Annotated in this window: 22 protein-coding genes; 6 read left to right on the top strand and 16 right to left on the bottom strand. The window is 37.8% G+C overall.

The window, feature by feature from the left end; translation table 11 throughout:
• Window positions 1-30: 30 nt before the first annotated feature.
• Both HUS24_RS06835 and HUS24_RS06830 read left to right on the top strand, forming a co-directional pair.
• A complete protein-coding gene (locus HUS24_RS06835; protein WP_173911304.1) occupies window positions 31-1212 on the top strand; it encodes a lipid-transfer protein in 1182 nt (393 codons plus the stop codon).
• A 141-nt stretch (window positions 1213-1353) separates the two neighbouring features.
• Window positions 1354-2241: a metal-dependent hydrolase gene (locus HUS24_RS06830; protein ID WP_173911303.1), complete on the top strand. Its 888-nt coding sequence runs from the start codon at window positions 1354-1356 to the stop codon at window positions 2239-2241.
• An 84-nt stretch (window positions 2242-2325) separates the two neighbouring features.
• Here the strand turns inward: HUS24_RS06830 and HUS24_RS06825 are convergent, their stop codons facing one another.
• Entirely contained in the window at window positions 2326-2952 is a 627-nt protein-coding gene (locus HUS24_RS06825; RefSeq protein WP_173911302.1) for a superoxide dismutase, read from the bottom strand.
• A 217-nt stretch (window positions 2953-3169) separates the two neighbouring features.
• Window positions 3170-3928, bottom strand: coding sequence for a Nif3-like dinuclear metal center hexameric protein (locus HUS24_RS06820; protein ID WP_173911301.1), 759 nt, complete (start codon window positions 3926-3928; stop codon window positions 3170-3172).
• Between the two features lie 343 nt (window positions 3929-4271).
• Here HUS24_RS06820 and HUS24_RS06815 point away from each other — a divergent pair, with 343 nt between their 5' ends.
• Both HUS24_RS06815 and HUS24_RS06810 read left to right on the top strand, forming a co-directional pair.
• Entirely contained in the window at window positions 4272-5447 is a 1176-nt protein-coding gene (locus HUS24_RS06815) for a S1C family serine protease (protein ID WP_173911300.1), read from the top strand.
• Between the two features lie 138 nt (window positions 5448-5585).
• Window positions 5586-6224: a hypothetical protein gene (locus HUS24_RS06810; protein ID WP_368033780.1), complete on the top strand. Its 639-nt coding sequence runs from the start codon at window positions 5586-5588 to the stop codon at window positions 6222-6224.
• Window positions 6225-6272: 48 nt separating this feature from the next.
• Here the strand turns inward: HUS24_RS06810 and dnaB are convergent, their stop codons facing one another.
• From dnaB to HUS24_RS06755, 11 genes are all read right to left on the bottom strand, one after another.
• Entirely contained in the window at window positions 6273-7721 is a 1449-nt protein-coding gene (gene dnaB, locus HUS24_RS06805) for a replicative DNA helicase (RefSeq protein WP_173911299.1), read from the bottom strand.
• A 163-nt stretch (window positions 7722-7884) separates the two neighbouring features.
• Window positions 7885-8331: a 50S ribosomal protein L9 gene (gene rplI, locus HUS24_RS06800; RefSeq protein ID WP_171530162.1), complete on the bottom strand. Its 447-nt coding sequence runs from the start codon at window positions 8329-8331 to the stop codon at window positions 7885-7887.
• 9 nt (window positions 8332-8340) lie between these two features.
• Entirely contained in the window at window positions 8341-8568 is a 228-nt protein-coding gene (rpsR, locus tag HUS24_RS06795; protein WP_004719336.1) for a 30S ribosomal protein S18, read from the bottom strand.
• 11 nt (window positions 8569-8579) lie between these two features.
• Complete coding sequence (rpsF, locus tag HUS24_RS06790) at window positions 8580-8966, bottom strand: 30S ribosomal protein S6 (protein WP_035267614.1); 387 nt, start codon at window positions 8964-8966, stop codon at window positions 8580-8582.
• A 227-nt stretch (window positions 8967-9193) separates the two neighbouring features.
• Entirely contained in the window at window positions 9194-9796 is a 603-nt protein-coding gene (locus HUS24_RS06785) for an HAD family hydrolase (protein ID WP_173911298.1), read from the bottom strand.
• Between the two features lie 189 nt (window positions 9797-9985).
• On the bottom strand, window positions 9986-10864 hold the full coding sequence (gene cyoE, locus HUS24_RS06780) for a heme o synthase (RefSeq protein ID WP_173911297.1): 879 nt from the start codon (window positions 10862-10864) through the stop codon (window positions 9986-9988).
• Between the two features lie 6 nt (window positions 10865-10870).
• Window positions 10871-11200, bottom strand: coding sequence for a cytochrome o ubiquinol oxidase subunit IV (gene cyoD / locus HUS24_RS06775; RefSeq protein ID WP_173911296.1), 330 nt, complete (start codon window positions 11198-11200; stop codon window positions 10871-10873).
• A complete protein-coding gene (gene cyoC / locus HUS24_RS06770; RefSeq protein ID WP_173911295.1) occupies window positions 11200-11820 on the bottom strand; it encodes a cytochrome o ubiquinol oxidase subunit III in 621 nt (206 codons plus the stop codon). Before cyoC ends, cyoD begins: the two co-directional genes overlap by 1 nt.
• 4 nt (window positions 11821-11824) lie before the next feature.
• Complete coding sequence (cyoB, locus tag HUS24_RS06765) at window positions 11825-13819, bottom strand: cytochrome o ubiquinol oxidase subunit I (RefSeq protein ID WP_173911294.1); 1995 nt, start codon at window positions 13817-13819, stop codon at window positions 11825-11827.
• A gap of 3 nt (window positions 13820-13822) precedes the next feature.
• Complete coding sequence (gene cyoA / locus HUS24_RS06760; RefSeq protein WP_173911293.1) at window positions 13823-14854, bottom strand: ubiquinol oxidase subunit II; 1032 nt, start codon at window positions 14852-14854, stop codon at window positions 13823-13825.
• A 310-nt stretch (window positions 14855-15164) separates the two neighbouring features.
• Window positions 15165-15932, bottom strand: coding sequence for an RDD family protein (locus HUS24_RS06755; protein WP_173911292.1), 768 nt, complete (start codon window positions 15930-15932; stop codon window positions 15165-15167).
• Window positions 15933-16100: 168 nt separating this feature from the next.
• Between HUS24_RS06755 and HUS24_RS06750 the strand changes: the two genes are divergently transcribed.
• A complete protein-coding gene (locus HUS24_RS06750) occupies window positions 16101-16532 on the top strand; it encodes a hypothetical protein (protein WP_173911291.1) in 432 nt (143 codons plus the stop codon).
• Between the two features lie 82 nt (window positions 16533-16614).
• Here HUS24_RS06750 and ppsA read toward each other — a convergent pair whose 3' ends face one another.
• Window positions 16615-18993: a phosphoenolpyruvate synthase gene (ppsA, locus tag HUS24_RS06745; protein ID WP_173911290.1), complete on the bottom strand. Its 2379-nt coding sequence runs from the start codon at window positions 18991-18993 to the stop codon at window positions 16615-16617.
• A 155-nt stretch (window positions 18994-19148) separates the two neighbouring features.
• On the opposite strand from ppsA, the gene HUS24_RS06740 reads away from it, so the two are divergent.
• The gene (locus HUS24_RS06740) at window positions 19149-19985 is read left to right on the top strand and encodes a pyruvate, water dikinase regulatory protein (protein WP_173911289.1); all 837 of its coding nucleotides are present in this window, start codon (window positions 19149-19151) and stop codon (window positions 19983-19985) included.
• 398 nt (window positions 19986-20383) lie between these two features.
• On the opposite strand, the gene HUS24_RS06735 is transcribed toward HUS24_RS06740, so the two are convergent.
• Complete coding sequence (locus HUS24_RS06735; protein ID WP_173911288.1) at window positions 20384-21160, bottom strand: M48 family metallopeptidase; 777 nt, start codon at window positions 21158-21160, stop codon at window positions 20384-20386.
• Between the two features lie 110 nt (window positions 21161-21270).
• Complete coding sequence (locus tag HUS24_RS06730; RefSeq protein ID WP_173911287.1) at window positions 21271-21576, bottom strand: hypothetical protein; 306 nt, start codon at window positions 21574-21576, stop codon at window positions 21271-21273.
• Window positions 21577-21721 lie beyond the last annotated feature (145 nt).

Raw genomic sequence — 21721 nt, 5'->3', positions numbered from 1 at the left:
GAACGAGATGCTATATTTTGGAGTATAAAAATGAAAAGACGTGTCAATGTGATCGGCGTGGGAATGACTAAGTTTGCCAAGCCGGGAGCAAGTGCTGAATACTACGAAATGGCAAAAGAAGCTGGGCAAAATGCACTTAAAGATGCAGGCATTCAATATAGCGACATTGAACAAGTTTTTGCAGGTTATGTGTATGGCGACTCGACCTGTGGGCAACGTGCAGCTTATGAGTTAGGCTTAACAGGTGTGCCGATTGTAAATGTCAATAACAACTGTTCAACGGGCTCAAGTGCTTTATTTTTAGCACGTCAAGCGATTGAAGGTGGTTTGGCAGAATGTGTGCTGGCACTAGGTTTTGAAAAAATGGAAAAAGGTGCATTGGGTGCAAAATTCAATGACCGTGAACCACCAATGGGACAGCATGCGCAAGTGATGTTAGATGTTCAGGGTTTCAACTCTGCACCTCCTGCGGCACAAATGTTTGGTGGTGCAGGGCGTGAATACCGTTGGTTATATGGCACAAAAAAAGAAACCTTTGGGCAGATTGCAGTAAAAGCACGTAAACATGCCAGCCAAAACCCTTATGCTTTATTTGGACAAGTGCTTTCACTGGATGAAATCATGGCTTCAGATGAGGTTTTTGATCCTTTAACGCGTTTCCAGTGCTGTCCTCCAACTTGTGGGGCAGGTGCAGCAATTTTGTGTTCAGATGAGTTTGCGAAAAAGCATGGTATTAGTAACCCCGTTTATATCGCAGCACAGTCAATGACGACTGATTATGCTTCTAGTTTTCATGAAAAAAGCATGATTAAAATGGTCGGCTACGACATGACACAACAAGCAGCAAATCAAGTTTATGAAGCAGCAGGCATAGGTGCAGAAGACGTTGATGTAATTGAGCTACATGATTGTTTTACTGCCAATGAATTGTTGACCTATGAAGCTTTAGGATTATGTCCTGAAGGTGAAGCAGAGAAATTTATTTGGGATGCAGATAATACCTATGGTGGAAAATATGTCACCAATCCATCAGGTGGCTTACTGTCTAAAGGGCATCCTTTAGGCGCAACAGGTTTAGCACAGTGCACTGAGCTGGTTTGGCAATTAAGGGGTACAGCAGGCAATCGTCAAGTTGAAAATGCCCGTGTGGCATTACAACACAACTTAGGTTTGGGCGGTGCATGTGTGGTAACGCTATACCGACGAGATTAATGTGATTTATTTGACCTAAATGTCTTAAAAAGGGATGCAATGACATGGAAATGGGTTGAAATGACATAGTGAATTGTACCCAAAAGGGTACAATTTTCTTTAGGATAGACAATAAACTTAAGAACAGGATGGATTCTGAAAATGGGTATTTTACAAAAATTTATTAAATCGACTACATATCATGAGCCATTGCCGATTCGCCGTGATATTCGCTTTGATTTACCTGCTGATCGTATTGCAGATTGGCATACTGCCGCAGGCCCGATTTTTACAGCATTGTTAAATACATTTTCCATTGTTTTGCCGATTGGTGAGCGCTTCTTTATTGATGCGGTGCGTGCACATCGTGATCTCGTACAAGATCCTGAGTTACAAAAGGCGGTTACTGCTTTTATTGGTCAAGAAGCCATGCATGGGCGTGAGCATGAAGACTATAACAGTGCTTTATTTGCACGTAATCCTATCGCTCCAAAGTTTGAAAAACTCGTTTTAGATATTTTCGGTTTAATCAAACAACATACACCTGCTTATTTTTGGTTGAGCGGTACCATAGCGCTTGAGCATTTTACTGCTTTACTTGCAGATTCAGTATTACAAATTCCTGAATTGTTTGAAGGTGCAGAAGAAAATTATGCCAACATTTGGCGTTGGCATGCTTTTGAAGAAACCGAACATAAAGCAGTTGCTTTTGATGTTTGGAATACTGCAATGGGGCATGGACCTTATGCTTATGCGATTCGTAGTTTAGGTTTAGTATTGGCTACGGTGGTGTTTTGGGGGCTGGTGCTTCCTGTCTTTACAAAGATTGTTATGGATGAGAAAAAACTCACTGATTTTTCAAGTTGGCGTAAAGCATATAAATACACTTTTGGTGAAGTTGGTGCTTTAAGAAAGCAATTAGGAAATTATATTGATTATTTTCGACCAAATTTTCATCCGTGGGATCATGCTAATCGTGATCAGATGTTAGCAATGCAGGATTTAATTTATAAGTTAGCAGATGCTACTGCACAGACAAAAGCATCTTAAATTTGCCTGTTGTAATTTGTGCTAAATAAAAAAGCCAGTCAAGAAAATCTTGACTGGCTTTTTAGATAATTAATTGTTAATTAATTATTTTTCTACACCAGCTTCTTGACCAGCATATTTTGCATTTGCATAATCCCAGTTCACTAAGCTTTCTAAGAAAGTAGAGATATATTTAGGACGTGCATTACGGTAGTCGATGTAGTAAGCGTGTTCCCAAACGTCAATTGTTAATACTGCAACTTTACCATGAGCAAGTGGCGTATCCGCATTTGAAGTTTTAAGGATAGAAAGTTCGCCATTTACTTTGTCAGCAACTAACCAAGCCCAACCTGAACCAAATTGAGTTGTTGCAGCATTGGCAAATTCTTCTGCAAATTTTTCATAAGAACCGAAAGCTTCATCAATCTTAGTAGCTAAAGCACCAGTTGCTTTACCGCCACCATTTTTAGCCATACAGTTCCAGTAGAATGTGTGGTTCCAAACTTGTGCAGCGTTATTGAAAACACCTGCTTTAGCAGCATCGCCTGCTGTAGCAACGATGATTTCTTCTAATGTTTTAGAAGCTAAGTCAGTGCCTTCAATCGCTTTGTTTAAGTTTACAACATACGTATTGTGATGTTTGTCGTGGTGATATTCTAAAGTTTCTTTACTGATGTGTGGAGCGAGGTCATCATAACCATAAGGAAGTGCAGGTAAAGTAATCGTTGACATGTTCTAAATTCCTTGCATTTTGCTGGGTTTTAACATTAAGTGGCTTTATTGTAATAGATTCTACGAACAATTGTGCAAGTTGTTAAATAACAATACACAAATTATTTCGATTTAATACGTATAAAGAAAATGTTAAAAATCAGCTATTCTGATTGACAAAAAAGTCTTGCATTTAAGTGTAAATGTGTACACAAATATCAAGTTTTCTCTGTCGCCATTAAATAGGATTGTTTAATTCAAAATAACTATACTCAATATTAAACTGTTCTGAAATAGCCTGAGCGAGTCGTTGTACACCATAACGTTCAGTAGCATGATGTCCACATGCAAAATAATGAACATTCAATTCTTGTGCCTGATAAAAAGTTCGCTCACTCACTTCACCAGAAATATAAGCATCACAGGCTTGTTCTGCTGCTTTCTCAATATAATCTTGTGCGCCACCAGTACAAAAACCAATTTTTTGTACCTGTGTTGTTGATGCAGGCAGATGAATCGTATCGAAGCCTAATTTTTCAGTTAATAAAGCCTTAAAAGCTTCAGGTGATATGGGGTGTTTTAGATAACCAATGTTGCCAATTGGATTACGCTCGCTAGGATCAAGTGCTTCGATATTTTCTAAAGCTAAAATTTCAGCAATTGCTGCATTATTTCCAAGTGTAGGATGTGCATCCAAAGGTAAATGATAGCCTACCAACGAAATATCATGTTGAATCAAGGTTTTGATACGTTTACCACGCATACCTGTAATCGGATAAGGTTCACCTTTCCAAAAATAACCATGGTGAACTAAGAGCAAGTCAGCATTTTGTTCGATCGCTGCATCAATTGCAGCTTGAGAAGCGGTGACAGCACATAAAATTTTATTAACTTCAGTTTTACCTTCGATCTGTAGACCGTTCGGTGCGTAGTCTTTAAATTCAGCAGCTTTTAATGTGCGATCACACCACTGAATGATTTCAGATAATTTTGCCATAATGCTCTAATCAATGTGCAATAAGAAAAAGTTTGTTGAAACATTTTCAAAATGAAAATAATGGATTGAAATGTGAAAAATCCTTTAATCACGTCATAAAAATGTTCTACTACAACACAATTCAATGAGGATGTAAGCATCTATTTGTGTAAGTGATAAGCATACTTATGCCATGAAATATCAACAGACAGCAAATAAATTGTGAGAACACGTTATCTATTTAATTGTAACTAAAGCTGAACAAAACTCCTTGTGTTTTTTAGGTTTATTTGTTGAATTAGATTACAATATTGAAAATACTTTTACATCAATCAATTAAAAAATTCTTAAGAGGAACGAAAAAGTGCGCCGTACCTTTACATGGCTACCTTGGGTGTTACTCATCCTAGTTATTATCAGTTTTGCTGTATGGCAAAAATTACAACAACCCAAAGCACCCATCGCAGCAGATGGGGTAAAAATGCCAGCTGAAAAGGTTGAGCCATTGGTCGATACATCACGCACGGGCGGCGTGGTGTCGTATAGTGCAGCAGTAAAAGTTGCAGCGCCTGCGGTGGTAAATATTTTCACTACTCAAAAAGTCAAACAGAATCATCCTTTATTAAATGATCCTGCATTTCGCGAGTTTTTTGGTAATCAAATTCCAGATCAAAACCAAGGACAAAATGAAAATAGCTTAGGCTCGGGTGTGATTGTACGTCCTGATGGTTATATCTTAACCAATAATCATGTGATTGAACAAGCCGAACAAATTGTAGTTGCTTTGCAAGATGGTCGTCGTGCTGAAGCAAAAGTGATTGGGACTGATCCAGATACCGACTTGGCTGTCATTAAAATTGAATTGGATAATTTACCAGTATTGCCATTCAAACTCAGTGGTAATGAAGTCGGTGATGTTGTACTTGCAATTGGAAATCCATTTGGGGTTGGACAAACGGTAACACAAGGCATTATTTCTGCGACAGGGCGTTCTGACTTAGGCATCAATACGTATGAAGATTTTATCCAGACTGATGCAGCGATTAACCCTGGAAACTCAGGCGGAGCATTGATTGATGTCGCTGGGAATCTAATCGGTGTTAATACTGCTATTTTCTCACAGTCAGGTGGTTCTTTGGGGATTGGTTTTGCCATTCCTGCAAAAGTATGTCAACAAGTCATGAATTCAATTTTAAAAGATGGTCGTGTCATTCGTGGTTGGTTAGGCATTAGCTTAATCCCTCCAACACAAGCAGATGTGTTAGCACCTCGTCAAAAAGGTGTTGTCGTTGCAGATGTGTTGAAACGTGGTCCTGCTGCGGATGCAGGTTTACGAATTGGTGATCGTATTGTTAAAGTCAATGATGAAGAAATTACCTCAACTTCGCATTTGATTAATTATGTGGCTTTGCAAGCACCAAACTCTGAAATTAAAGTTGAAGTGATTCGAGGAAAAGACACACTAGACTTGAATGTCAAAGTGGGTGAGCGTCAAATCGAGCAAAGTGATTCGCAATATATTCCACTACCAAGACGTTAATTTTTTAAACCTTAAAAGCCTTGAATTTTCAGGGCTTTTTTATGTGTGGAATATTTATTTTATACAGCAAAGAGTTGTTATTAGACATTTTGTGATATTTATTTACTTATAAAAACTAACTTAATTTTAAGGTTTTCCATGCAATACCGTGTTTTAATTTATGTTTTAAGCTGTGGAATATTTTCTATAGAACAAAGTATTGCATGTATGCCGCATTCGCCCGATGACGTATTTATTGCACGTTATCAAGCAGCCCATGCAGTGCAAGGACAAAACTCTCAGTTCAAGATACAGCTGAATTCAGATCAATTTATTTTCCGCTCACTATTTGATGAATTTCGATATGCACGTCCAACCCAGTGGTACAGTAGCTTTTCACCTGACAGTATTGTAAAAAATAGCTTAATCATTGGTTTAGCTTATTCACCAAATGGTGATAAACCTGAACAATATGAAATTGTATCGTTTGCGGCATTGAGCTGTGAAAATGATCGTTTGAGTATTGCTGAACCTATTGTGCCATTTTTAGCATGGAATAAACAAACCTCCAATTGTGCAGTAGGAAATAGGAAATCAGTCGGAATTTTAGATGGTTTTTTAAAACATGATCAACGCTATTATTTGGTGAAATTGCAGCAGAAATACCCAACATGTCAGCAGTTAAATGCAGCATTTCCGACAATGGGTATCCATGATATTCAGCACAATAATGATTTATTTTCAACGTTTAAATCATGGTGGGAAAAGTTACTCAATTATTTTAGATCATCATTATAAGATTATGATGATTAAAAATAAGCATCAATAAAAAGAGCAACTTTGGCATTACTCTTCATCATCATATTGAGCATAGTATTCAGGTGACAAATTACTAAAACGGGTATATTGCCCCTCGAATGCAAGGCGTACCGTACCAATAGGGCCATTACGCTGTTTACCAATGATAATTTCGGCAGTGCCTGCTTCTTTGGACTCTTTGTTATACACTTCATCACGATAGATAAACATAATCAAATCGGCATCCTGTTCGATCGCACCAGATTCACGTAAGTCGGACATGACAGGACGTTTATTTGGTCGGTTCTCCAAAGATCGGTTTAACTGTGATAGTGCAATGACTGGACATTGCATTTCTTTAGCCAATGCTTTTAAAGATCGTGAAATTTCACCAATCTCACCCACACGGTTATCGCCCATGCCTGGAACTTTCATCAATTGAAGATAATCGACCATGATGCAGCCGAGTTTCCCGCCATGTTGTTTGGCGATGCGTCTTGCTCGGGCACGCATTTCTGTAGGGGGTAAGGCAGAGGAATCGTCTATGTATAGATGTTTTTCTTGAAGTTGTAAAATCGTCCCTGTGACTTTAGACCATTCGTCACCATCCAGTTTACCCGCACGTAAATGCCCTTGATGGACTTTACCGTAAGAGGAAATTAAACGCATGGCAATCGAGTCAGCTGGCATTTCCATAGAAAAAACCAATGCTGGCAAATCACAGTTAAATAACACGCTTTCCACAAGGTTCATAGCGAATGTAGTTTTACCCATCGATGGACGTGCTGCAACAATGATCATATCACCTGCTTGCATACCTGAGGTTTTATTATCAAGTTCGACAAAGCCTGTGGTTAAACCTGTGATATTACCTTCCATTTGCGAAAGTTCATTTAACTTATCAAAAACGTCAGCGACCACAGAGGTAATTGGTTTTGGCCCTTGAGCTTTAGCATTATTATTATGTTGTTCAGCAATCGAGAAAATATTGGTTTCTGCTAAATCTAAAATTTCGCTTACCTCACGACCTTTGGTATCGTAAGCATTTTGCAAAATTTCATTGCCCACTTTGATCATATTTCTTAAAGTGGCAAATTCACGAATTTTATTGGCATAGGTTTCTAAATTATAGAAGCTAGCAGGCGAGTCTGCCATCAATTGAACCAGATATTCTTCACCACCGATCGCATCCAATAAGTTTTGTTTAATCAACCAGTCATTGACCAAAACTGCATCATAGGGTGAGCCGTCTTTGTTCAGTTGTTCAATGGCACGGAAAATATATTTATGGCGTGAGGCATAAAAGTCATTTTCATGTAGCACATCACTGACTTGTTCGAACGACTCAGCAACGGTCATGAGTGCAGCAAGTACCGCTTGTTCAATCGCCAAATTGTGCGGTGGCGTACGAAATTCTTTTAACTGTTGTGATGTATCTGTAGATTTTACATCTTTGCTAAAAGTATTTACGGAAGCTTTGGCAGTTGCCTGTGACATAAAAAACCTTGACTTTTACATGAATAAAAATAAATCAGTGTCGACTTATTTATTTAACAAGAGATTAAGAGGATAACCTAAATTAGCAGGGGAATGTAGCTTTCCAATATTTTAAAGATAAAAAAAGAGCATACAAAAGTATGCTCTTTTTCTTGGTACGAAATTACTCAGATACGATAGTAACGAGAACTTCTGCAACAACATCATGATGCAATTGGATTGCGATGTTGAATTCACCAGTGTTACGAAGCGCACCGTTTGGTAAACGAACTTCTGCACGGTCAACTTCAAGACCAGCATTGGTTAATGCGTCAGCGATGTCACGTGTACCAATAGAACCGAATAATTTACCTTCATCACCCGCTTTCGCAGTGATTACGATATTTACTTCGTTCAATTGGTCAGCACGTGCTTGAGCAGCAGCCAATACTTCAGCTTCTTGTTTCTCAAGTTCAGCACGGCGTGCTTCAAAAGCAGCAGTATTTGCTTCAGTCGCAGCAACAGCTTTACCTTGAGGGATAAGGAAGTTACGACCGTAACCAGCTTTAACTGATACTTTATCGCCTAATTTACCAAGGTTTTTAATACGTTGTAATAAGATAATATCCACAGCTCAACCTCACTTATGATTGTCAGTGTAAGGAATCAACGCTAAGTAGCGAGCTTGTTTAATCGCAAGCGCCAATTGACGTTGGTAACGAGCTTTAGTACCTGTAATACGGCTAGGAACAATCTTGCCGTTTTCAGTGATGTACTGTTTTAAAGTGTCGATATCTTTGTAGTCGATGTACGTAACGTTCTCAGCTGTAAAGCGGCAGAACTTGCGACGACGGTAAAAACGTGCCATGTGTGTTCTCCTTATGCTTCAGCAGAGTCTTGAGCTTGTTGTGCTTCTTCACGTTGAGCTTTACGCGCACGTTTTTCTTCAGCACTCTTAGCCAATAAAGACTCTTCAGTGATAGCGTTTTCACGACGAATAATAACGTTACGAAGAATAGCATCATTGTAACGGAATAATTCTTCCAATTCATTAAGCGTAGTTTGATTACATTCAACGTTCATTAAAATGTAGTGCGCTTTGTGAATTTTGTTAATTGGGTAAGCCAATTGGCGACGGCCCCAATCTTCAAGACGGTGAATTTGACCTTCAGCATCTTTAATGTGAGAGATATAGCGTTCTACCATACCTACCACTTGATCGCTTTGGTCTGGGTGTACCAGAATTACGATTTCGTAGTGACGCATTGTCAGCTCCTTACGGTTTATGCAGCCCCATTCAAATATGAATGAAGCAAGGAGTCACAACTGAACTGTAAACAGACAGATTGTGTCGCAAATTTGCGAGGGCTTATTATAGGTAAATATTTTAATAAAAACAAATAAATCATTCGATATTTCATTTTTTATTTTAAGCGTCTAATTTTTCTGCTAAAAATAATTCTCAATTAGCCTATACTTAGCGTTGAAAAAATTTATAGAAAATCCATTAAAACATCATGTAGCATTTGCCCATTTTTACGATCAATTAATTTCGCAGACATACCAAAACTCGTAGGACCTTGAACATCAGCAAGGGGTGTATCACCGACAAATAAAACCTCATCAGGCTGACAACTTAATTGGTCAATAATATATTGATAGATTTTAGGTTCAGGTTTACAGGCATGAACTTCATAACTCCACGCATATAGGTCAATGTCTCTCATCAATTTGCTGATGTAATTACCATAAGGTGTTGCTGAATTAGAACATAGTGCGATTTTATATCCATTTTCTTTAAGGCGTTTTAAAGTAGGCAGGCTATCTGTAAAAAGTTCAATTTGTGCTAATTCAGCTTGAAGTTCGCTATTGAGTTCGTCAAGAAAAGCTTGTGGTATGTGATAACTCAAATGTGTCGCGATGTCTTGAAAGTTACCATCAATAGACATAACCATCATCGCATCATTAGTTTGTGGAGTATGTCCTTGTCTATGTAACCATTGAATAAATTTTTTATAGGGCGATATTTTCTTTTTAATTCTAGCGAGTGTGCCAAAAACATCGAAAGCAATAACTTTGATTTGGGTATTTGACATTTATAAATCCTCAAAGCCTTATTGTGATCTTTTTATGTGCTAATTCTAAAATAAAGGATTTAAGATTGTTTGAATAGTTGTTTTAAAGCGAATAATTCTTTATTGACTTTATACCATGCGATATGGGGTGAATTGTATTGAGTAAGAGATAAGAACAGTTATAAAAAAGATAGAGCAAACTCTATCTTTTTAAAAAATTGGAAGATGCGGCGCAGGCGACACATAACTAAAGCTAAAACTAAAACTAAGTGCTGTAATTAAAATTACAGAATATAAAAAGTAGCGTTTAGCCCAGATTTGGTCATTTTCTGCTTTAAAGCCGATAATTGATAAATATACCCAATACGCACAGAGCGCATTAAAAGTAATTAAAAAGAAAATGTTTGTATAACCAAAGCAATACAGACCATTCAACACAGCCGCAAACAAGATGACATAAAGTAAGCTTTCAACTTTGGTACGACGAATTGAACGTGCTACAGGCAAAATCGGAATATTAGCATTTTTATAATCATCAAAGCGATAAATTGCGATTCCCCATGAGTGTGGCATTTGCCAAAATGCATACGCTAAGAAAATCAATAACGCAGCAACATCAAACTCATTGGTCACAGCAGTATAACCAATTACAGGAGGACTCGCTCCAGAGATACTTCCGATCACTGTTTGGTGAATGGTCGTTCGCTTTGCCCATAGACTATAAAATACTACATAAACGACAAAGCCAATTACAGCAAAGCCAAATGCATAGGCGTTGACAAAAAACCACAACAAGCCAAAGCCCAATAATCCCAAGATCACTGAAAAAATTAGTGCGACATTAGGACGAATGGTTTTTTTGACTAATGCACGATTCATCGTACGTTGCATTTTTTGGTCAATGTCTTGGTCAATGACATTATTCACAACACAACCTGAAGCAACCACGAGTGTAGTGCCTAGTAATGTGATGAGAAGTAAGAGGAAATCTACAGAACCTTGAGCGGCTAGGAAAAAGCCGCCCAAAGTGGTAACGAAGTTACCGAAGAGAATTCCTGGCTTAGTCAGGAATAAATATTTCTTCAACATGACACCCTAGAGCATCATGTTTGAATGTAAGTAGTTCATAATCCATACAGAACCGATAAGAAGCACAGCAATACACAAAATAGTGTAAACGAACGCAATAACGTTCCAGCGTTGTTCTGATGATGAGTTCATATGCAAGAAGAAAACCAATTGCACTAAAATCTGTGCCACAGCTGTAATTGCAATCGTTGCAATAATAGTGCCACGGCTAAAATCAGCAGGGTGCATTGCCATATAAAATGGAACGATAGTAAGCAATACAGAAACAATAAAACCAATCGTATATTGTTTCACATTACCATGTGAAGCACCTGACGCATTATGATCATGACTCATTAGATTACTCCCATTAAGTAAACCACGCTGAATACACAGATCCAAACGATGTCAAGGAAGTGCCAGAACAAGCTTAGGCAAGCAAGACGACGCGTGTTTGGTAAAGTCAAACCATATTTTTTGATTTGAACCATTAACACGATCATCCAGACTAAACCAGAAGTTACGTGAATACCATGCGTACCGACTAAGGTAAAGAACGCAGATAAGAACGCACTTGTACTTGGACCATGACCAGCATGAACTAAATGATTAAACTCATAAAGTTCCATGCCAATGAACGCTGCACCAAATACCCAAGTAACAGCTAACCAAAGTAATACTTGGCCAACATTTTTCTTGTAAGAAGCAAGTACTGCAAAACCAAAAGTAACAGAAGAAATTAAGAGAGCAAAAGTTTCAGTTAAAACAAAACCTAAAGACTCACCAAAAAGTTCTTTTGCACTTGGTGTTCCAGGTGGAATATGACTGCTTAATACAGCGAACGCGATGAAGAGTGTACCGAATAAAATCAAGTCACTCATCAAATATGTCCAAAAACCAAAAACGGTGATGTCAGTATCATCGTGATGATGATGCTCATCATGTTGATGGTTGTCGTGATGAAGTACTTCAGCCATATCTTTAGTCCTTCTTCAAGTGTTTTTCAAGTAAAGCATAACGCTCATTTTCGATACGTTCTACTTCAGCAGCAGGTACATAGTAATCCACTTTTTTCGTAAATGAACTTACGATGAAACTGATCACAGCACCTAAGAACGTTGCAATAACAAGCCACCAAATATGCCATACCAAAGCTAAGCCCATTACTGTAAGGAACATTGCAATAACAAAACCAGCAGCACGGTCAGTTGGCATATGAATATCTTCATATTTATTAGGACGTGCATACGCTACACCATTTTCTTTGTCATTCCAGAAAGTATCAATACCATTGATCTTAGGAAGTTGAGCAAAGTTATAAAATGGTGCAGGAGATGATGTTGACCATTCAAGTACACGACCATCCCATGGATCACCTGTATGGTCCATATTTTGTTCACGTTGTAAGAAACCTACAACTACTTGCATAATGAAACAGAAGATACCAATTGCAACAAGGATTGAACCGAAGAAAGCAATTGTAATGTATGGATCCCATTCAGGGTTATCATAAGTATTCAAACGACGTGTCATGCCCATGAAACCAAGAATATAAAGTGGCATGAATGCGAAATAGAAACCGAAGAACCAGAACCAGAAAGATGCTTTACCCCAAGTTTCATTTAACTTCCAACCAAACATTTTTGGCCAGTAGAAAGTGATTCCTGCGAACATCCCGAATACTACACCCCCGATAATTACGTTATGGAAGTGAGCAATAAGGAATAAAGAGTTGTGTACTAAGAAGTCAGCTGGTGGAACAGCCATGAGTACACCAGTTAAACCACCGATACCGAAAGTCACAAGGAAACCAAGTGTCCAGTACATAGGTGATGTAAATGTAATACGACCCTTATACATGGTGAATAACCAAGAGAAGATTTTTACACCCGTTGGGATCGCAATGATCATGGTCATAATACCGAAGAACGCGTTAACGTTTGGACCAGCACCCATAGTAAAGAAGTGGTGTAACCATACTACGAACGCAAGAACTGTGATCGCAATTGTCGCATATACCATTGATTTATAACCAAACAATGTTTTGCGAGAGAAAGTTGAAACGATTTCTGAATACAAACCAAAAGCAGGTAAGATCAGAATATATACTTCTGGATGGCCCCAAGTCCAAATTAAGTTCACATATAGCATTGGGCTACCGCCAAGCTCATTGGTGAAGAAATGGAAATCGAAGTAACGGTCAAGCGTTAACATTGCAATGGTTGCAGTTAACACAGGGAAAGATGCAATGATCAATACTGCTGTACAAAGTGCAGTCCAAGTAAAGATCGGCATGTCCATAAGTCCCATGCCAGGTGCACGCATTTTGATGATGGTTACAAAGAAGTTAACACCTGTTAAAAGCGTACCTAAACCTGAAACCTGAAGCGCCCAGATATAGTAGTCCACACCGACACCAGGAGAATACTGAATGCCAGAAAGAGGAGGATAAGCCATCCAACCTGTTGCAGCAAATTCACCTAATACAAGTGAAGCCATCATTAAACCTGCTGCACCAGCAAATAACCAGAAGCTCAATGAATTTAATAATGGGAATGCAACGTCACGTGCACCAATTTGAAGTGGTACAGCGATGTTCATCATACCTACAACAAGACCCATTGCTACGAAGAAAATCATGATTACACCGTGTGCGGTGAAAATCTGGTCATAGTGGTCAGGGTGTAAATAACCTTCACCGCCACCTTTTGCAAGGAACAGTTGAAGACGCATCATAATTGCATCTGCGAAACCACGTACTAACATGACTACAGATACGATGATATACATGATACCAATTTTTTTATGGTCTACAGAGGTGAACCAAGTATTCCATAAGTATCCCCATTTTTTGAAATAGGTGATACCACCAAGAAGTGCTGCAGCACCAATAGCCATGATAATCATGGTTACTAGTACAATTGGCTCTTGATAAGGGATCGAGTCCCAGTTGAGTTTACCGAATAATACCGACATGTCTTATTCCTCTACTGAAGCAGTTGCATGTTCAGCACGCGAAGAGTGATCAGCACCGTGATAGTTGCTCATGTATTTGTTGATAATGCTTTCGAACAAATTAGGCTCAACTGAAGAATAGTAAGTTACAGGATGAGGCTTAGTAGGGAATGGACCTTTACGTTCAGCTTCTTCTGCAAGTGCTTTTTCTTCTGGGGTATGTGCATTTTTGACCATGTTCTCAATTTGGTGTTTAGAACGGTCACCATCTTTAAGTGCTGCAAATTCTGCTGCATCTAAAACAGTTTTTTGTTGAGCTTCAGGATTAATTGAAGTCCCTTGACCTGCTTTAATTGCTTCTACCCAGCTATTGAATTCTGGTTCAGTTACAGAATGAGCTAAGAAGCGCATTTGTGTGAAACCATAACCACTATAGTTAGAAGAGAAACCACGATATACACCAGTTTCATCTGCTAAAACATGTAATTGAGTTTGCATGCCTGCCATTGCATAAATCTGACCTGCTAACTTAGGAATGAAGAAAGAGTTCATTGTAAAGTTAGAAGTGACTTTAAAGTTAATTGGCGTTTTCTCAGGGAAACGAATTTCATTAACAGTTGCAATTTGTTGCTCAGGATATACAAATATCCATTTGAACTGTTCAGCAATAACTTGAATAGTTACAGGTGCTTTTTCTGATTCAAGCGGACGGTATGGGTCATATTTATGTGAGCCCCACCATGTTAAATACGCAAGAATACCAATAATAATTACAGGAATACCCCAAACAACAATTTCAATTGCAGTTGAGTGTGCCCAAGTAGGTTTATAGTCTGCATCTTTATTTGACGCACGATATTTCCAACCAAACACTAACGCCATAATGATCGAAGGAATTACGACCAAAAGCATTAAGTAAATCGCAGTCATCATTAGGTTACTTTGACCTTCTGCAACTGGACCTTTAGAGTTTAGAAGTACTATATCACCACCACACCCAGTTAAGAGTGCAGCTAGCGTAGATAAAGACAATACAGCTAAAATCGTTTGTCTCATTTTACAACCTCGGTGAAGAGTCCCATTCCCTATTAAATATGGGATAGCGATTAAAGTGTCGCATGATTGAAAATGACTATTAATCACAAATAGCAAACATTCTCAATGATATGACACCCAGACGTTGTAGGGCATTATGCCTTATATCGACAAACTTAGCTATATGTAAAAAGGCTTTAAATAACTGTAACAAAAACCAATTTTTTTACTCAGATTTGTAATTTAAATTTAAAATATACTTAACTAAATCAATGTTATATCAATAAAAAAAGGATGTTTTCACATCCTTTAGAAAAATACAAAAAAATTATTATTTGATGACTTTCGTTTTAACCAACTTATCATGTAATGTTTGTCGTTTTTTACTGAAAGCAAAGAGCAGATCAACGATCGCAAATAGACCTAAAAAGCGATAAATTACAATAAAAAGCACTGAGCGTAGAACGAATACTCGTAAAAAACTGACTTTTTCATTGCTTTCTTCATCTACGATTTTAATTTTTAATGCTTTTTTACCAATACTTTGTCCAGATTTGGAGAGAAAATAGGCTTGAACAGCCAACATAATGAAAATATAGCTAAACATCGCAATCCAAGCTTGGTCTGGAAAAAGTGCTAGCATTTGAGTTTGTATTTCTAAAACTTGATTGACATCATTGCTTTGTGCTTTTGCCAACATTTGTTCTTGTAGACTTGAAAGTTTTTGAATCTGATCATTATTTAAGAATAATCCTAAAATAATAGAAGCAGGCAACCAAAAAGATAAGTCAATGATTTTTGCAAAAAAGCGAGAGCTAAGTGGTGCAAGCTCTACATTTTGCTTGGCTTGATTTGATGGTGAAGCAGTAGAAGGGGTAGAAAATGGTTCAGTTTTATTGAGTGAAACTGGAGCAACGTAGCCTGTAGGTTGATAAACAAGTTTACCTTGTGTGAGTTCGCCCAAAGCTTTCCATTCAGTCATGCCTTGATGCCAAGCCAAATCTGTCAGTAAGATTTGTTGGTCTGCGAGCATTTGATTGACTTGTTCCAGTGTATATGGTCCAGCTTGTTGATTATTTCTCGCCAAGTAAATCTGCATAAAACTCAATTCTCAAAGTAAAGCTAAAATTTATAGATGGAGAATAATATAACATAAACTACAAACATCTATTTTTAAAAAATAATGTATATAAGAATTTGATGCAGATTAAAATTAATGTTACATAAAACTTTAAAATATGAAGATCTTGCTTGAGGGAAAAACAATATGAAAATGCGTTTAACGTTTCGGACAAGTGGGGATAATTTTAAAGCTCAAGAATGTATCCAACGTTTATATTCTAATGAGTTAAATACGAAATATGATGCCAAATATCCAAATAATTTATCTTGGGTTCATCCAGAGGAATTTGTTGATTATCGAGAAAATAATATCCGTTCAACTTATGAAAGAGCTTATTTGGATTTTATTATGAATAATATCAATGAGATTAATCGGTGTGGTGCTGATGATTATGTGCTATTCACTGAAATGTATATAGAAGCAGATGAGCAATGTAATTTTGAAATATTGAGTGAGGGCTTTTATTCCTATATATGGAAATACTCAATTGCATTGCCGACAAGTGTCTATATTTGTGATGCGGAAGGAGCATGTGTACAGACTTTCCTTGAAGTCAAAAGTGATACTGAATTATGATTTGATCTTAGCTTGGTCTTTTATTTAATTTGTTTAAGCATAAAAAAGACCCACGAATGGGTCTTTTAATCTCTAATGAAGATTAAGCTTGTTGTGCTTGTTCTTCAGCAAGGAAGAACCAAGTATCTAATACTGAGTCTGGGTTAAGAGAAACAGATTCAATGCCTTGTTCCATCAACCATTTTGCAAGATCTGGATGGTCAGAAGGTCCTTGACCACAGATACCCACATATTTACCTGCTTTACGGCATGCATGGATTGCCATTGCTAATAATGTTTTAACTGCTGCATCACGTTCATCAAATAAGTGTGAAACGATACCAGAGTCACGGTCTAGACCCAGTGTTAACTGAGTTAAGTCGTTTGAACCGATAGAGAAGCCATCGAAGTGCTCAAGGAATTGTTCAGCCAATAATGCATTGGTTGGCAATTCACACATCATGATCACTTTAAGACCATTTTCACCACGTTTTAAACCATTCGCAGCCAATAATTCAATGACACGTTTCGCTTCATTGACAGTACGAACGAATGGAATCATGATTTGGATGTTGGTTAAACCCATTTCATCACGTGCTTTTTTCAATGCGCGGCATTCTAACTCGAAGCAATCACGGAAGTTATCCGACACATAACGGCTCGCACCACGGAAACCAAGCATTGGGTTTTCTTCTTCTGGTTCGTATAACTTACCACCGATCAAGTTTGCATATTCGTTAGACTTAAAGTCAGACATACGCACGATCACTGGTTTATCAGCAAATGCAGAAGCAAGTGTAGAAATACCTTCTACTAATTTTTCAACGTAGAATTCGATTGGTGAAGAATAACCCGCAGTACGTGCCATTACAGCTGCACGAGTTTCACGTGGTAAACTGTCAATGTTCAGTAATGCTTTAGGATGTACACCGATCATACGGTTGATGATAAATTCTAAACGTGCAAGACCGACACCTTCATTTGGAATTTGAGCAAAGTCAAATGCACGATCAGGGTTACCCACGTTCATCATGATTTTGAACGGAAGTTTAGGCATAGATTCGATAGAGTTACGTTGAATTTCAAAATCCAAAGCACCTTCGTAAATAAAGCCTGTATCACCTTCAGCACAAGAAACAGTCACTTCTTGACCATCAGTCAATACTTCAGTTGCATTACCACAACCTACGATTGCAGGGACACCTAACTCACGTGCAATAATTGCAGCATGACACGTACGACCACCACGGTTGGTCACGATTGCAGCAGCACGTTTCATTACTGGTTCCCAATCTGGGTCAGTCATGTCAGATACTAGTACGTCACCTGGTTGTACTTTGTCCATTTCTTTGATAGACGTAACAATGCGAACTTTACCAGAACCAATACGTTGACCGATTGAACGACCTTCACACAGCACAGTACCTTTTTGTTTAAGCAGGTAGCGTTCCATGGTGCCGACATTTTCACGGCTTTTTACTGTTTCAGGACGTGCTTGAACGATATAAATTTGACCGTCATCACCATCTTTCGCCCATTCGATATCCATTGGCGCTTGGTAATGTTCTTCAATGATCAATGCTTGTTTTGCTAATTCTTGAAGTTCTAAATCATTTAAAGCAAATTGTTGACGTTCAGCTTTTTCAACATCGACAACCACTACAGATTTACCTGCCGCACCTTCTTCGCCATAAATCATTTTTTGATGTTTAGAGCCAAGGTTACGACGGATCACCGCATGTTTACCTGCACGTAAAAGCGGTTTAGAAATATAAAATTCGTCAGGGTTGACAGCACCTTGAACCACCATTTCACCCAAACCGTAAGAAGCGGTAATAAATACTGCATCACGAAAACCAGACTCTGTATCCAATGTAAACATTACACCAGCAGCACCAGTTTCAGAGCGCACCATGCGTTGCACGCCTGCAGAAAGGGCAACGATGTCATGGGCAAAGTTTTGGTGAACACGGTAAGCGATTGCACGGTCATTATAAAGTGAAGCAAAAACTTCTTTAATCGCAATAAGAACGTTGTCGATCCCACGGATATTGAGGAAAGTTTCTTGTTGTCCTGCAAATGACGCATCTGGTAAATCTTCTGCAGTTGCAGATGAACGAACAGCAACAGCAATGTCTGGGTTGCCGTTTGAAAGGGCAGTGAAAGCTTCACGAACTTCTTGCTCAAGTCCTGGCGTAAGTGGAGTGTCTACAATCCATTGACGGATTTTTGCACCAGTTTCAGCAAGTGCGTTTACATCATCAACATTTAATGATGCAAGCTCTGCATTGATTTTAGCATTTAGGCCGCTTTGCTCAAGGAATTCGCGATATGCTTCAGCAGTCGTTGCAAATCCACCTGGTACAGATACGCCAGCATTTGCTAAATGGCTGATCATTTCTCCAAGTGAAGAGTTTTTACCACCCACGATCTCAACGTCGTGTTTCCCTAGTTTTTCCAGACCGATTACGCGTGCTTCCAAAGTTGTTACTCCACTTTTGCAGTATTAATCACTATCTTGGCTTGAAATTATAACAAAAAACTTAGCTTTTTGATTCAACTAAGCGATAGTCATGTAAGATGGGCATTACTATAAAGATTATACATCGCTAAGACAAATGTTTGAGGAGATTTTTAATGTCAGAAAGTAACCAAATAAAGCGAAGCGTATTTTTCATTTCTGATGGTACTGCGATTACGGCTGAAACCCTCGGACACTCTCTATTAGCGCAATTTCCACACGTAAAGTTTGATATACATATCATTCCTTATATCACCTCAGAAGAAGCAGCGATGAATGTGGTGGAAGAGATCAACCTTCGTGCTGAAAAAGATGGGCAACAACCCTTAGTTTTTGACACATTGGTTGATCCTTATGTGCGTGACATTATTAATACTGCAAATGCAGTAAATCTTGATGTTTTTGAAGGTCTTATTAGTAAATTGTCAGACGTTTTAGGGACTCAGCCTACAACTTTAGTCGGACAAACCCATGCAGTGACCGATTCGGAGTCATACAAAGCCCGTATTGATGCCGTACATTTTGCTTTGGACAATGATGATGGTGCGCGTACACGCCATTATGATAAGGCTGATTTAATTTTAATCGGGGTTTCTCGTTCAGGTAAGACACCAACCTCTATTTATTTGTCATTACAATTTGGAATTCGTGTTGCAAATTATCCACTTACAGAAGAAGATTTAGATGATAATCGTCTACCTGCGGTGTTAAAAGAACATAAACATAAATTATTTGGTTTAATGATTGATGCTGATCGTTTGGTTGCAATTCGTTCAGAACGTAAAGCAAATAGCCGTTATGCAAGCTTTTCTCAATGCCAAATGGAATTGCGAGCAGTTGAAGGTATTTACATTTCTGAAGGAATTAAATATTTAAATGTTTCTGAAATGTCCATTGAAGAAATTTCAACACGTGTATTGCAAATGACAGGTTTAAAACGCCGTATTGGTTAGTTTGAATTTTATATATTGCGATAAAAATAAGTGAAAATTAATCTAATTTGGAGAGTCAAATTTATACTCAATGAGAATATAAAAACAAATAATTTTTCTCATTGAGTAATAAAAAAATAAGTGTTTATCATATGAATATTCTATTAATTATTGAAAGTCGAATAGGAAAAAACTTGAAAAAGTGCAATAAAAATTTATTTGGTTGAGTGGATATTTTAATTTTTATATCGCTACGAATGAATAAATATACAATAGCGTGTGATTTGATCATTTTAAAAAATATAAATTTGGTTTTACTAAAAATTTGATTATTGTAAAGCTTGAAACCATAAAAAACCGAACTCAAATAAGTTCGGTTTTTAAGTAAAGGTTTTTATTTTCAGAATGAATAAAAACTTTTAACGATTATTATAAACGGCTTGTGCTGCTGGTAAATTTTTACGCATTGCTTCAATACGTTGTGAATTAGAAGGGTGAGTGGATAAGAATGAAGCGCCACCTGCACCTTCAAGTTTATTCATTTTTTCCCAAAGAGAAATAGCAGCTTGTGGATTGTAGCCTGCTTTTGCCATAAGCATTAAACCACCTTGGTCAGCACGACTTTCTAAGCTACGAGAGTAAGGTAAGCCTACACCTACTTGTGAACCAAGTTGGGCTGCTGCTGTACCGAGTTGACCGACACGATCACCCGCAGCACTTAAACCAATTTGTAATGCTAAATCAGTCAATGCTTGCGCACCAATTTTATTTTTTGCATGTTCTTCTAAAGCATGGATCATTTCATGACCCATCACTGCTGCAATTTCAGCATCAGTTAAGTTGAGTTTATTGACAATCCCTGTATAAAACACCACCTTACCGCCTGGGGCAACATAGGCATTGACTTGATCAGATTTTAATACGGCAAGTTGCCAGTCAAACTTTGTGCCTGTTTGATTCATTTGATCTGCATAAGGTTTTAAGCGTTTAAATACATTGTTAATACGACTATAGGTAGAAGATGAAGTATCTAGCGTTTTATTGCTACGTGCTTCTTGCACTGTTTTATTAAACCCTTGGGTTGCTGCGACATTTAAAGTTGCACTATCTGCACCCGCCATATCTGCCATTGTTGTACAGCCAGAAAGAGAAATTAAGCTTGCTGCACAAACACCCAACATAAATTTATTATTCATTATCATGTGCTCCAACAAATATAAAGTAATAAGCGCAATTATATTTAAATTAAAACATAGCATGTATATGAAATTGCTTCATAATCATAGTAATTATGTAATTTCATCATTTATAGGAATTGAATCGCTAACCAATATAATAAACACATCGCATCAAGCACTAAATAGAAAGTACAAAGAGGTTTGATTTTCTCGTTTAGATTGGATTTGTTACGATTAAAAAAAATAAGAGTATTTTGAATCAGAATAATAGGGATAAGTACGCAGGCTAGAGCAATGGTTAAACCCAACAAAGCATTTTGAATAATTTCAGGGTTATTGGTTTGAGCTTGAATGATTAACATCGCAAGTGTTGGTGCACCGCCAATAGCGAATAACGATGAATAAAAAATCGCGCCTGAAATATTTTTTTGCATTCCATTTTCTCAAAATTTTACTAGGGAAGGTTGAGTTTAAAGATTTATTGTAACAAGCCTATGGATGGGATATAAGTCTTGTTAAAGCTAACTTTAGTCGTGAGTTTTTAAACCCATTTTAAAAACAAAAAAGAGCCTCATAATG

This window comes from Acinetobacter sp. Marseille-Q1618, from assembly GCF_902809855.1.
GTDB lineage: Bacteria > Pseudomonadota > Gammaproteobacteria > Pseudomonadales > Moraxellaceae > Acinetobacter.
The sequence above is the reverse complement of the archived record's forward strand: the minus strand, read 5'-3'. Positions and strand labels throughout refer to the sequence as shown.

What these genes read in the sequence shown, in the direction of transcription:
- HUS24_RS06835 (WP_173911304.1), top strand. Translation starts at nt 31, where the DNA reads ATGAAAAGACGTGTCAATGTGATCGGCGTGGGAATGACTAAGTTTGCC.
- HUS24_RS06830 (WP_173911303.1), top strand. Translation starts at nt 1,354, where the DNA reads ATGGGTATTTTACAAAAATTTATTAAATCGACTACATATCATGAGCCA.
- HUS24_RS06825 (WP_173911302.1), bottom strand. Translation starts at nt 2,952, where the DNA reads ATGTCAACGATTACTTTACCTGCACTTCCTTATGGTTATGATGACCTC.
- HUS24_RS06820 (WP_173911301.1), bottom strand. Translation starts at nt 3,928, where the DNA reads ATGGCAAAATTATCTGAAATCATTCAGTGGTGTGATCGCACATTAAAA.
- HUS24_RS06810 (WP_368033780.1), top strand. Translation starts at nt 5,586, where the DNA reads ATGCAATACCGTGTTTTAATTTATGTTTTAAGCTGTGGAATATTTTCT.
- dnaB (WP_173911299.1), bottom strand. Translation starts at nt 7,721, where the DNA reads ATGTCACAGGCAACTGCCAAAGCTTCCGTAAATACTTTTAGCAAAGAT.
- rpsR (WP_004719336.1), bottom strand. Translation starts at nt 8,568, where the DNA reads ATGGCACGTTTTTACCGTCGTCGCAAGTTCTGCCGCTTTACAGCTGAG.
- rpsF (WP_035267614.1), bottom strand. Translation starts at nt 8,966, where the DNA reads ATGCGTCACTACGAAATCGTAATTCTGGTACACCCAGACCAAAGCGAT.
- HUS24_RS06785 (WP_173911298.1), bottom strand. Translation starts at nt 9,796, where the DNA reads ATGTCAAATACCCAAATCAAAGTTATTGCTTTCGATGTTTTTGGCACA.
- cyoE (WP_173911297.1), bottom strand. Translation starts at nt 10,864, where the DNA reads ATGTTGAAGAAATATTTATTCCTGACTAAGCCAGGAATTCTCTTCGGT.
- cyoD (WP_173911296.1), bottom strand. Translation starts at nt 11,200, where the DNA reads ATGAGTCATGATCATAATGCGTCAGGTGCTTCACATGGTAATGTGAAA.
- cyoC (WP_173911295.1), bottom strand. Translation starts at nt 11,820, where the DNA reads ATGGCTGAAGTACTTCATCACGACAACCATCAACATGATGAGCATCAT.
- cyoB (WP_173911294.1), bottom strand. Translation starts at nt 13,819, where the DNA reads ATGTCGGTATTATTCGGTAAACTCAACTGGGACTCGATCCCTTATCAA.
- cyoA (WP_173911293.1), bottom strand. Translation starts at nt 14,854, where the DNA reads ATGAGACAAACGATTTTAGCTGTATTGTCTTTATCTACGCTAGCTGCA.
- HUS24_RS06755 (WP_173911292.1), bottom strand. Translation starts at nt 15,932, where the DNA reads ATGCAGATTTACTTGGCGAGAAATAATCAACAAGCTGGACCATATACA.
- HUS24_RS06750 (WP_173911291.1), top strand. Translation starts at nt 16,101, where the DNA reads ATGAAAATGCGTTTAACGTTTCGGACAAGTGGGGATAATTTTAAAGCT.
- HUS24_RS06740 (WP_173911289.1), top strand. Translation starts at nt 19,149, where the DNA reads ATGTCAGAAAGTAACCAAATAAAGCGAAGCGTATTTTTCATTTCTGAT.
- HUS24_RS06735 (WP_173911288.1), bottom strand. Translation starts at nt 21,160, where the DNA reads ATGAATAATAAATTTATGTTGGGTGTTTGTGCAGCAAGCTTAATTTCT.
- HUS24_RS06730 (WP_173911287.1), bottom strand. Translation starts at nt 21,576, where the DNA reads ATGCAAAAAAATATTTCAGGCGCGATTTTTTATTCATCGTTATTCGCT.